At 72.0% G+C, this 13,095-nt stretch carries 4 protein-coding genes; all 4 read right to left on the bottom strand.

Going from position 1 to position 13,095, the window contains the following annotated elements; genetic code table 11:
- Positions 1–81: 81 nt before the first annotated feature.
- Positions 82–10,362, bottom strand: coding sequence for an amino acid adenylation domain-containing protein (locus ACIA1L_RS27975; protein ID WP_396075957.1), 10,281 nt, complete (start codon positions 10,360–10,362; stop codon positions 82–84).
- A gap of 3 nt (positions 10,363–10,365) precedes the next feature.
- Positions 10,366–11,634 carry an MFS transporter gene (locus tag ACIA1L_RS27980; protein WP_396075959.1) on the bottom strand — a complete coding sequence of 423 codons (1,269 nt, stop codon included), beginning with the start codon at positions 11,632–11,634 and terminating at the stop codon, positions 10,366–10,368.
- On the bottom strand, positions 11,601–11,825 hold the full coding sequence (locus tag ACIA1L_RS27985; protein ID WP_396075960.1) for a hypothetical protein: 225 nt from the start codon (positions 11,823–11,825) through the stop codon (positions 11,601–11,603). Before ACIA1L_RS27985 ends, ACIA1L_RS27980 begins: the two co-directional genes overlap by 34 nt.
- A gap of 150 nt (positions 11,826–11,975) precedes the next feature.
- Entirely contained in the window at positions 11,976–13,082 is a 1,107-nt protein-coding gene (locus ACIA1L_RS27990; RefSeq protein WP_396075961.1) for a LuxR C-terminal-related transcriptional regulator, read from the bottom strand.
- Positions 13,083–13,095 lie beyond the last annotated feature (13 nt).

Here is a 13,095-nt window from a genome sequence, read left to right on the forward strand (position 1 = left end):
CTACGGCCCCGCCGGTAGGCCCGGGGCAGCGCAGGGGTGCTTTCGCCGCGGTGCCGGGTGGTCGCCCACCCGGCACGCGGATCAGATCGTGCCGCTCACCGCGCCTTGGTCGAGGATGTCGATCAGTTCCTCGGCCCAGTGTTTGATCGTGCGGTCCTCGAAGAGGTCGGTGGCGTACTCGATCGTCAAGGAGATTCCCTCCGCCGAGGGCACCAGCACCACGTAGAGATCGGTCCGGGCCACACCGGAGACGGCGACACCGGCGATCCGGGCGGTCACGTCGGGCAGAGACAGCTGTGGTGGCGGATTGGTGACGACGGTGAAGAGCACATGCGGCGTACGGATCTCAACGCCCAGTTCGCGGCTGACCTCCCGCAATGCCAACGCGTGGTGGTCCAGGGCCGCGAAGGTGCGTTGAGTCACCTGGCGTACCAGGTCGGCGAAGCGCATGTCGTCGGCGAGGGTGACCCGCACCAGGAGTGCCTCGCCGACCGGTCCGAAGGTGCGGTCGTGCTCGGGGCGGATGCGGCTTGCGCTGGACAATGGGACCACGACGTCGCGCTGGTCGCAGGTGCGGGCCAGCCAGACGCCGAAGCCTGCGGTGAGCACCGCCGACGGTGTCGTGCCGCACTCCTCAGCCAGTGCCTTCACCCGCTGCACGGTCGCGGCGGGCAGCTCCGCGTGGTGCAGGGCACCGCGCCCGGAGGGCTGCTGCGGCCGGGGGCGGTCCAGGGGCAGCGAAGCTTGCAGGGGCACCCCCGCCAGCTGCCGCCGCCAGAAGCCGGTCAGTCGCTCGCGATCCCGCTCGATCTCCGCCGCTCGCCAGGTCACGTAGTCGGCGTACGGCACTGGCCGGTCCGACGCGGGTGCGGGGAGGGAAAGCTCGCGCCACAGCACCGCCAGCGACCAACCATCGCAGATCGAGTGGTGCAGAACGAGCATCAGGGTCCAGGCGTCGGCACCGGTACGGGCCAGCGAGGCCCGCCACGGCGGTGGGCCGTCCAGCCTGAACGGCGCGTCGGCGTGATCCTGGCACCAGTCGTCCACCGTGTCGGGGTCGCCGCGCAGGTCGGTCACCGGCAGCTCGGCGCGGAAGTCGTCCTCGACCACCTGCCGCACCACGGCATCGTGCAGGACAAACCGGGTCCGCAACGCCGGGTGTCGGACAGCCAGGGAGGTCAGGGCGACGCGCAGTGCGGCCGGGTCGACCGGGCCGTCGAGATCCACGCGGTGTGCCACGTTCAAGACCGCCGGCCGGCGATGAGCTTGATGTGCAGCCCACATTCGCTCCTGGACGCTGGACGCCGGCACCGCGCTGGGTCGTAACAGGGCGGCCATCTGCCGGGGTGTCGGCGCGCGGAACAGATCGGTCACCCGCGGGTCGCCGCCGAACACGTCGCGGATTCGTCCGGCGAGCCGGACGGCTGTCAGCGAGTGACCGCCGAGGGCAAAGAACGACCCGTCGGCGGGTACGTCGGCGATGCCCAGCTCAGCCGCCCACAGCGAGCGCAGCTTCTCCTCCGCGTCCAGCGTCGGAGAAACCAAGGTGGACGCGGTGGCTGGGGCGGGTGGGACGCTGGCCGCCCAGGGCGGTGGGGGCAGCGCGTTGCGGTCGAGTTTGCCGCTCGTGGTCAACGGCAGTTGGTCGAGGAAAACCCAGGCGGTGGGGATCAGATAGCTCGGCAACGACTCGGCCAGCTGCCGGGACAGCTGCGTGCCGGTCGGAGCTGTGGCTCCGGTGGCTGGCACCACGTAACCGATCAGGCAGTTCTCCCCGCTGGGGTCGGCGCCGGCAACGACCACTGCGTCGCGTACGCCGGAAAGGTGCAGGAGAGCCTGCGTCGTCTCCCCTGGCTCGACCCGGAACCCTCTGATTTTGACCTGGTCGTCTGCCCGGCCGACGAACTCCAGCTCGCCGTCGGTGTTCCACCGGCCGAGGTCGCCGGTGCGGTAGAGGCGCCCGGACGGATGCTCGGCGAACACTGAGCGGGTCGCCTCGGGCTGCCCGACATAGCCGTGCGCCAGGCAGACACCGCCGAGGTGAATCTGGCCGTCGCGGAGCACCACCTCCACGTTGTCGATCGGCCGCCCGATCGGCGGCCGGTCGCCCGCCGTCGGGTCGACGAGATGGCTGGTCGCGATGATCGAGGCTTCGGTCGGGCCGTACTCGTTGTAGAGCCGGCGCCCGGGTCGCTCAGCCAGGAAGCGCCGCAGCGCCGGGGTGAGCGTCATCGGTTCACCGGCCGCCACCACTTCCTCCAACGCCGGTAGGTCCGGTCCGGTCTCGACGAGGTACTTCAGCGCGGTGAAGGTCATGAAGAGCCGCTGCACCCCGAACTGCCGCAGGGTACGAGTGACCGCTGCCGGCTCGTAGCGCGCTCCGTCCGGGATGAGCACCAGGGCCGCACCTGCGGCCAGAGTCGTGAAGATCTCCAGCACGCTCACGTCGAAGCCGGCCGAGGTCCACTGCAGCGTCCGAAGCGGCGCCCGGGTGCGCAGGTACCACGACACCACGTTGACCGGCCCGCGGTGCGGAACCGCCACACCCTTCGGCCGACCGGTAGAGCCGGAGGTGTAGATGCAGTAGGCGAGCCGGTCCGGATCAGCGCCAGCCACCGGTGCCCGGTCGGCGCGCGGGTCGTCCCCGGCGAGCAGCGTCGTCGCGGTGCCCTCGTCGACGACGATCCGCACCGCGCAATCGTCGGTCATCAGTCGTTGCCGAGAGTCCGGCAGGGCCGGGTCCAACGGCACGTAGGCGGCGCCCGCTTTGAGCACGCCGAGCAGGGCGACGATGAGGGGTACGCCGCGGGGCAGCCGTACACCGACGAAGTCCCCCGGCGCCACACCGCGGTCGCGCAGCCGCCACGCCACGGCGTTAGCGCGGCGGTCGAGGTCGCGGTAGGTGACTGACTCGTCCCCGGACATCAGCGCAACTGCACCGGGCGTCCGTCGGACCTGGGCCTCCACCAACCCGTGCAGCGTGACCGGCGGGCACAACGCCTGTTCCACCTCGTCGAGCAGCGCCTCCACCGTGGACCGATCGAGGATGCCGGCGTCGTACTCCAGGTGGCACTGCAGGCCGTCCTCGGCCGCGGACAGGTAGACGGTCAGGTCCAGTGGGGCGCGGTCCAGCGGTACATCGACGGCGGAAGCGCGCAGGGTGGGCGGGTCGAAGTCGGTGTCGGTGTGGTTCTCGTACTCCACGAGGACCTGGAAGAAGGGGTTGCGGCCCGGCTCACGCTCCGGGTTGACCGCCGCGACGATCTCCCGGAAACCGAGGCCCGCATGCGCGAAGGCGGCCGTGCTGACGTCGCGGACCCGCTGCGCCAAGACACCCGGCGACGGAGCACCGGAAACGTCGATGCGCAACGGCACCGCGTCGACGAACATCCCGACGAGGTCCTCGGTGCCGGCCGGTCGATCGGTGAGGGCCGTACCGATCACCACCTCGTCCTGACCGCACCGGCGGCCGAGGGCGCGGGCGAACGCGCCGGTCAGCGTCATGAACGGAGTGACCCGATGCGCTGCGCTGAGCTGCCGGACCTGAGCCACGAATGCGGCGTCCCAGTTGCGGGTCAGCGCGGCACCCCGGACCGTGCCGGCGCCCGAGCGGTTGCCGGCGAGCGACGACACCGGCGCCCCGGCCAGGGTCCGCTGCCAGAACTCGACGTCCTCGCCACGCGAGCGGCGACCGGCAACGTACTGGGCGAAGCTCGTCGGCAACGGCGGCGGGACGGCACCACGGTAGTAGGCGCCGAGATCACGGAGGAGGACCGCGGCCGAGAACGAGTCGAAGATGATGTGGTGCACGGACAGCACGAGCAGGTGGCGGTCGTCGCCGAGCCGGACCAAAGCGGCGCGCAGCAACGGGCCTGCGGCGAGGTCGAACGGCGTCGCATTCAGCTCCGCCAAGACGACCCGCACGGCATCCCGCTCCGGGGTTCCCGTCATGTCGTGCAGGGGGCAGGGCACCTCGACGCGCGGCAGCACGATCTGATGCACCGGACCAGTTCCGGCCCGAAAGACCGTCCGCAGCGGTGCATGCCGCTCGACGACCCGACCGAGCGCGGTGCGCAACCGGTCAGCGTCCAGCGGGCCGTCCAGTCGGACCACCTTGGGCTCGTGGTAGTTGAGCGTGCCCGGATAGGCCTGCTCCAGGAACCACATGCCCTCCTGCGCGGGCGACATCGGTGCGCCTTCCGGCACCGGCACGGCCGGCGCACTGCGGCGCAACTCGTCGACGATCGGGAGCGAGCGCAAGATCTGGTCGCCGGACACGCCGAAGTCGACGAAGCACGCGATCTCGTCGGCGCCGGCCGCCACCAGCCGGTCCACGACCGCGCGGCTGCTCTCCACTGTGCCGATCAGCGCCCGGTCGGCACAGTAGCGGCGGTATGCCTGCTCCAGCAGGAACTCGACGTCGGCGGGTGGGGTGTCCGGACCGATAGCCACACCGAGGCTGCCCATCGTCTGACCGAGCAGGGACAACGAAGATTTCAGGTACGCGCAGAACGGCGCGAACGCTTCCTCGCGGACCTGGTCGAGATCAGTGCCCAGGTAAGTGTGCACCAGCACGGTGACCCGCCCAGCGTCCGGATCGAGGCCGTGCTCGGCGCGGGTCCGGCGGTACAGGGCGATGTTTGCCGTGAGCTGATCGACCGACTGCACCATCAGGTTGGTGATCACGCCGAGGTCCGCCGCGGCTGCCGCCTGCCAGCTCTCCGGACGGGACAGCACCGCGATCGCCAGCGGTGGCATCTCCTGCCGAGGACGCGGATAGATCCGCAGGTCGAACGGCTCACCCTTGCCGGAGGTGGCGGGCACGGCACCACCCGCCCACAGGGTACGGATCGTGGCGAGGTGCTCGTGGACCAGGTCGCGGTTCCGGGCGTACGCCTCGGGGTTCAGCGCGAAATCGTTGGGGTGCCACCCGCTGGCTACACACAACCCCACCCGGCCGCCGGACACGTTGTCGACCATGGACCAGTCCTCGGCTACCCGCACCGGATGGTGCAGCGGGAGGACGACCGAACCGGCGTGCAGGCGGATCCGCTCGGTCCGGCCGGCGAGGGTCGCCGCGAGCACCACCGGGTTGGGGAAGAGGCCGCCGAACGAGTGGAAGTGCCGTTCGGGGAACCACACCGCGTAGAAGTCGTGTTCGTCGGCGAAGGTGGTCGCGGCCAGCACGGTCCGGTACTTGTCCGTGTCGTCCTGGTCGGGATAGTCACCGAAGAAGTAGAGGCTGAAGTCGACGTGCCGATCGCCGGCGGATGGGGCTTTCTCCGTGGGCGCGGGCTCTTGGGTGATGTCGACCGCGAACACATCGGCGGCGACGGCGGCGGCAGGGGCGGCGGCAGCGGCGGCAGGGGCGGCGGCAGCGGCGGCAGCGGCAGGGGCAGGGGCGGCGGCAGAAGGGCCGGTGACGAGAGTCGCGAGGAGCCGGGGCGTTTCGGCGTCGCCGAAGAGGCGACGGACGGGGATCTCGGTGGCGTGCTCGCGGCGGAGGTAATTGACGACGGCGAGGAGGACCAGCGAGTCGGCACCGAGGTCGAGGAAAACGTCATCGGGGCCGACGTCCCGGCCGAGCCGCTCGGCGGCGACCCGACAAATGGCGTCGAGGACCTGCGTATCCGCAGCCGGCTCAGCGCTAGCGGCTGGCTCGGGGAAGGCGGCCGACTCGGTAGTAGCGGCCGGCTCGGTAGTAGCGGCCGGCTCGTTAAAGGCGGCAGGCACGGAGAAGGCGGCCGGCTCGGGAATGGCGGCCGGGTCGGGGAAGGCAGCGGTTGGCAGGCTGTGGCGGTCGCGGCGGAACGGGTAGCGCGGCAGGGGGATGCGCCGGCTGGCCACGGGCCAGTCCAGATCGACGCCGGCCCGGTAGAGCTCGGCCATCGCCGTGGGCACGCCGCGAGACGCCGGAATCCAGGAGCCGGCCGCGGCACGGCGGCCGATGCCGGTCATAACCGCCGACGGGCCGAGATCCAGCACCACGCCGTCGAGGGTGCCGACGGCTTCGGCGCAACTTACCGGCTGGCGGGCCTGCCGGCGCAGGTAGTCCGGGTCCAGCAGGGTGCCGGCGGGCAGGATCTGGCCGGTGACCGTACTGGCGACCGGGATGCGAAGGGGTGCCAGGGCCAGGGCCGGGGCCGGGAGGGCGGTCAGGATCGGATCGATCAGGGACGTGTGGAACGCGCGGTCCACGTCGAGCGCCTGCCAGGTGATCCGATGCTCGTCGAGCCACCGGGCGGCAGCGGCGACGGCCGCCGCCGGTCCGCCGATCACGAAATCGGCCGGGCCGTTCTCGGCGGCCGCCTCGACCCCGGTCCGCGTGCACAGGTCGTCGATCAGGGTGCGGGGAGCCTGCACGCTCAACATCCCGCCTGGTGCGGTGCCGTGCATCAAGCGGCCCCGAGCAATCACCGCGCGCAGACCGGCCGTTAGGGGCAGCGCACCTGCGACGCACAGGGCCGCGTACTCACCGACGCTGTGGCCGATCGCCATGGCGGGGGTGATGCCGAATGAGCGCCACAGTGCGGCGTGCGCGACCTGGAAGGCGAACAGGGCCGGTTGCGCCTCGTCGGTGGACCACACTCGCTGGTCCGCACGCTGCTCGCACAGCAGGGTGAGCAGGCTCGCGCCGGTCTCGTCGCGGTAAACCCGGTCGCATTCGTCGAGCACCGCGCGGAAAGGCGCAAACTCGGCATAGTGGCCGGCTGCCATGCCCGGCCGGGCGGAGCCCTGCCCGGCGAAGGCGAAGGTGACGGCGGGAGCGCGGGTGATCGCGGTCTGCGGTAACGCCACCTGGTCGAGCGCGTCGGCAAGCTCAGTCGCGGTGTCACCGACGACCGCCGTCCGGTAGGCACGATGGGACCGTCCCGCACCCAGGGTGGTCTGCAGGTCGGCGACGCGCAGTCCGGGGTGGGCCCGTAGATGGTCGCGCATCGCCCCGACCAGCTCGGCCAGCGCGTCGCGGTTCGCGGCGGACAACGGGAGGACACCGGCTCGCGGCTCGCCGGCGGACAACGGGAAGACACCGGCTCGGGGCTCGCCGGCGGACAACGAGAGGACACCGGCTCGGGGCTCGCCGGCGGCGGAAACGGCCGACGAGGCACCGGCGGCGGAAACGGTACGCCGCCCGCTGGTGGCGGCGACGGGCGGTGCGGCACCGGGCACGAGCGGCTCGGACAGCGGCGGTTCCTCCAGGATCACGTGGGCGTTCGTACCCCCGACCCCCAGCGCGGTGACGCCGGCCCGGCGGGGGCCGCCGCCGGTCTCCCATGGTCCGCCGGTGGCTTGCAGGCGCAGTGGTCCGCCGTCCAGCTCGAGGTCGGGGTGGGGCTGCGCGAAGTGTGGCAGCGGCACCAGGCGACCGTGGCGCAGCATCAGGATCGTCTTGATCAGCCCGGCCATGCCGGCGCAGCTATCCAGGTGGCCGACGTTGGGCTTGACCGAGCCCACCGCACAGAACCCGGTCGCGCCGGTGCGGTCGGCCAGTGCCCGGGACGCCGCGCGCAGCTCGATCGGATCGCCGAGCGCCGTTCCCGTCCCGTGGGCCTCCAGATAGGTGATCGTCTCGGCCGGAACGCCGGCCCGGTCGATGGCGCGGCCGATCACGTCAGCCTGGCCGGCCAGTCCGGGGGCGGTGAACCCGACCTTGCCGGCGCCGTCGTTGTTGACTGCCGAGCCGAGGATGACCGCGTGGACGGTGTCACCGTCGGCGATCGCCCGGTCCAGCCGCTTGAGCACCACCGCGGCCGTGCCGCTGCCGCCGACCGTACCGTCAGCGGCGGCGTCGAAGGCGCGGAGAGTGCCGCTCGGCGACAGGATCGAGCCCGGATAGTGGCGGTAGCCGGTGACCGCCGGTCGGTGCACCGCCGCCGCGCCCGCGATGGCGAGGTCGGCGTCGCCGGCGAGCAGGGCCTGACTGGCAAGGTGTACGGCGACCAGAGAGGTTGAGCAGGCGGTCTGCACGCCGATGGCCGGCCCGGTCAGCCCCAGACGGTACGCGACCCGGGTAGCCAGGAAGTCGGGCTGCCCGCCGATCGCCGCCTGCATTTCCGTGACGGGGTCCGCGGCGCCGTCGAGCGGATCCGGGCGGCGGCCGTACAGGTAGGCACCGGATCCCGCGAAGACGCCGGTGCGGGTGCCGCGTTCGGCACCCGCATAGCCCGCGTCCTCGAGGGCATGCTGACAGACCTGCAGGAACAACCGGTGGGCTGGGTCGATGCGTGCCGCTTCCGCCGGGGCGATCCCGAAGAAGTCCGCGTCGAACTCGTCGATGCCGTCGAGCGGGCCGGCCGCTGGCACGTAGTCGTCGCTGGTGTAGTCGGCGGCGGGAACGCCGGCTGCGGCCAGTTCCGCGACACTGAATCGACGGACGCGGGAGGTGCCGCACTCCAGATCGGACCAGAATTCCTCGGGCGAGTTCGCGCCAGGAAAACGCAGGGCCATGCCGATGACGGCGATCCGCTGGCCAGCGGCCGGCACCGCGGCGGGTACGGCCGGGACCGGAGCGCCGGCCGGTGTGGCGAGGTGCCGGGCCAGGGCGGCAGGTGTCGGGTGCTCGAACATCGCCGTACGCGAAAAGGTGACGCCGAGCTCGCGCTGCAGCGCCGCGTGCAGCCGCGCCAGCGTGACCGAGTCGGCGCCGCTGTCGTAGAACGGCGTGTCCGGCGCCGCGTCACCCAGCACCGACCGGATCACCTCGGCGGCGGTACGCCGGCCCGCCGCGAGCCGTTCCCGCAGCATGCCCCGGCGCACCTTGCCGCTGGCCGTACGCGGGAAGTCGGCGGGCTGCACGGTCTCGACCCGCGCCGTCAGACCCAACCGTTGGAACAACTCGGCGCGCACCGCGGCAGCCCGGCCGGGGTCGTCGGTGCCGACAACCACGAGCAGCGTTTCGGTGCCGGTTGCCGGGTCGGGCAGCCCGCACGCGCCGACCAGGTCGGGCCGGACTCCCTCGACCCCGGCGGCCACGGTTTCGATCTCGGTGGCGAAGAAGTTCCGGCCGCGCAGGACGATCCGGTCGCTCTCCCGGCCGACCATGACGATCTGGCCGTCGTGACCGAACGCCAGGTCGTTGGTGTGCAGCCACGGGCCCGCGGCATCGTCGGGGGTGAACGCCCGCGCGTTCGCCGCCGGGTCCCGGAAATAGCCGCGGGTCACCCGGGAGGACCGCACCTGCAGGCGCCCGATCCGGTCCTCGGGCAGGACGGCGCCGTCGTCACCAACGATGCGCACTTCGGCGCCGGGTGCGGGCACGCCGACCGCGACGTACGGGACGTCGTTGAGCTCGTCGTGCCGCTGGATGTTGGGGATGAGGCCGGGGCGGGCGTACGTGATCGCGGTGACCGTCTCGGTCATCCCCCACACCGGGCGGAACGTTTCGGGGCGCAGGCCGAAAGCGCCGGCCGCCTGCAGGAACTCCGTCATCACCGGCACGGTGATCATCTCGCCGCCGCTCACCAGCGAGCGTACGGCGGACAGGTCCCAGCGCCGGTCCGGTCGGGCGGCGAGCGCGGCACTGACCAGGCGGTAGGCGAAGTTGGGCGCCCAGGTGTGCGCGACCCGGTAGCGCTCGGTCAGATCGAACCAGAGCAGCGGGTCGGCGAGCACTGCCGCGGTGGGCACGTGCACGGTGGTGCAGCCGTGGACGACGCCGAGGACGTGATAGAGCAGGAATGCGCCGCTGTGGTCGAGGGGCATCCAGTTGAGCAGGGTGTCGCCGGGGTGCACGGGCAGTACGTCGGGCGTTCCGGCGGCGAAGTCCCGCACACCACGGTGGGTCAGCGGAATGAGTTTAGGGGTGCCGGTGCTGCCCGACGACATCATCAGCAGCGCTACGTCGTCGAGGGCGGCCCGGTGCAGGTCGGTGGCGGGAGGCTCGTCGACCAGCGCGGTGACGTCTACGACCGAGATCGACACGGTGTCGCCCCGCAGGAGCTCGTCCACTGTGGCGCTGGTGAGCACCGGTGCGTCGTCGAGCAGACGGGCCGCGCCGGCCACCAGGGACCGGGCGGCGGCTCCGCGCATCGCCTCGGCCTCAGGGTGCGTGATCAGCGGCCGGATGCCGCCGAGCACGCAGGCCCAGAATGCCGTCAGATAGTCCACCGCGTTGTCGAAGCCGCACACGACCGCGTAGTCCCCGGCTCCCAGGCCACGCCGCCGAAGCCCGGAGGTGATCCGCCGGGCCCGGTCGAGGAGCTCCGGGTATGTGTCCGCCCGCGTTTCGCCGTCCGCGGTGGCCGCGACCAGCCGGGCGGCCGGGAACCGCTCGGCGGCTCGACGAAGGGCGTCGGCGAGGTCGTGCGGGAACTCCGGGCCAGGAATCGGCGGAGGGCTCGTGTAGTGCGCGGGGCGGGTCATCGTTCAGGTCCCTTTCTCGGGGGCTAGGGAGCTTCTCGTGGCCGTCGCCGCGGCGGCGCGGTCCTTGGCCGTACGCCGGCGACCGAGCAACATCAGCGCAGCGGCGATGGTGACGCCGTGAAACAGGGCCACCACCGGCAGTGCGGGAAGGAGGTCGAGCAGGAGTGCGGAGCCGAGCATTCCGGCCGACAGGCCCAGCGTCTCGGCGGCCGCTGACACGCCGAAGATCCGGGCCCGGTCGTCGCGTGCCTGCAGCGTGGTGACGTACGCCAGCTCGGCCACACCGTCGGCGAGGCCGGCCACCAGCGCGGCGACGATGGTCAGGGCGCTCGGACCGCCGGCGAAGGCCGCGATGAAGGCGAGCGAGGCCACCACCGCCAGCACCGCGTAGGTGCGCTCGCCCGGTTGCCGGCCACGACGACGGACGAGCTGGTAGGCGAAGAGGCTGCCGATCGCCCACGCCGTCCAGAATCGGCTCACCAGCGACGGATCGCCGGCTACCGGCAGCGCGACATTGTGCGCGGCGGACCCCCAGCCCTCCAGGCCGCGGACCACGACGATCGCGGGGACCGTGAGCCACACGGCGCTGAGCATCGCCGGCACACCCCGGCCGCCGGCCGCCGCGGCGCCGTCGTTGTCCGATCGCACCGCAGGACGACCAAAGTGCAGGGGCAGCCAGCTCAGCACCGCGGCCGACACGAGGAAACTGGCGACGTTCACGGCGAACGCGGGGCGGTAGCCGAACAGGTCGATGAGCGGGCCCGCGCTCGCGAAGCCCACCACGCTGCCGAACGCCTTGGCGGTGACCAGGTAGCCGTTGCCGCGGACCCGGTCCTCCGCCCCGACCAGATCGGGGATGCTGGTGCGCAAGGCGACCGTGAACACGGTGTGTCCGGCGCCGGTCACGACCGCCACCACCCAGAGCAGTGGCACCCCGCCGACCAGCGCCAGCGCCGCCACCGCGGCCGCCTGCGCGACGTCGCACCAGATCATGACGGTCCGCCGGTCGGCGCGCGCCACGAGCCGGCCGGCCACCGGACCGGCCAGGAATCCGCTTCCCAGCCGGGCGGCCATCAACAGCCCGGTGGTGGTGGCGCTGCCGGTCGTCGCGTACGCGTAGAGGTTGACCGCGATGAGGCTGAGATAGTTGCCGGCCAGCGAGATGCCGTGCCCGGTGGCGAGCACGGCGAACAGCCGGGTCGCCGGGCGGCGGGTGGGCGGGGCCGCCCGGTCCGAGATCACGTCAGCGGGCGGGCGGGCGGGGCCGGCCACTCGATGCCGCCGTTGTCACCCCGCGCCGGCGGCGGCACGTCCTCGGTGGGCACGGGCGGCGTCGGCGGAGTGCCCGAGGCGCTGACGGGTGCCGGGGTGGCCGGCGTCAGGTGGGCGAGGGCCGGGACGGCCGGTCCGGCGAGGGCGGCGAGCAGGAAGGCACCGCTCAAAACCTTGGCGCACCCATGCATGACGATCACCTGTTTCCGTGGGGAGGAAGAAGTCGGCCGGGGATCTCATCCCCGCCGGCTTCGAGTATTTCGAGGCCGGCGCCGGAAGTCAGCGGCGCGGAGGTCGCAAGAAGTGGCCTGGCAACAAGTTCCCAGCCACCGGAACACTGATCAGTCCAGCAACCCCTGCCGCTGTGCCAGTACCCCGGCCTGGAAGCGGCTCTGCGCGCCCAGGCTGCTCAGGATGCCGGCAATGTAACGCCGACAGGTGCGCAGCGACAGCGCCATGCGGCGGGCGATCAGCTCATCCTTGGCACCGCCCGCCATCTCCTGCAGGATCGCGCGCTCCACCTCGTCGAGCACCACGGGCCCCAGGCCCGCCTCGCCGATCGGGTACGGCCGACCGTTGTTCCACATCAGCTCGAAGCCGGACAGCAGGTGACCGACGACGGCGGGCTCTCGCACCAGCACCGCCCCGCCGCCGGCGCCCGCGGCATCGACCTCGACCGGGATGAACGCCGTCCGGCGGTCGAAGATGAGGACCCGGCGCGGCACGATAGGCACCGTACGGACCAGGGCGCCGAACTGGGCGACCTCGGTGACGTAGCGGGCGGTCGGCCGATGGTAGCGGGTGGAGTGCTGCAGCAGCGACCGCATCACCACCCCGCGCTGGAGCACGGGAATGTCGAGGGCAATGCTGCGGTCGAGGTTCTCCTCCGGCAGGCCACCGCCGGGGTGCGCGATGCACACCTCCCGCTCGGCCTGGTTCGCCTCGCTGCTCAAATGCCGCCGGACGAGGTCCTTGTCCTCGATCACGTCAACCGCTTCAACCCGGCGCCGCCGCTGCCGGGCGTCGTAGTAGGTGGGCAGCAGAGCGAGCATCTCGGCGCGGACTGAGGCGAGCTGAGCCTGTCGCTCGTGCAGGAGGCGCTCCTCGTCCTGGAGCAGCGCCGCGGCCGCCGATTCGGGGCTCACCGCGTCGTACGTGCGCGCCGGGTCGAGCGAGTGCCGCAGCAGCGACATGTCGATCAGTTCCCGGGTCGACCGGACGATCTCGTCGGCGGGGATGTCCAGCGCGGCGGCCGCGGACTCCGTCGTCCACTGCGGATGCACGATGGCGTACTTGTAGAGCTTGACGGACTCTTCACGGACGCCGCCGAGGGCAAGTCCCCCAGCGACGTCGCCGGAAGGCAGCTCCGAACCCGTTGCGGTCACACCCCGCTCCTCTTCACCACGCCGCGACGGCAGCGACCGGACGCCGTCGACGATGATCAACATCGTTTCGAGCCTA

The sequence above is a fragment of the Actinoplanes sp. NPDC051859 genome (assembly GCF_044452725.1).
GTDB lineage: Bacteria > Actinomycetota > Actinomycetes > Mycobacteriales > Micromonosporaceae > Actinoplanes.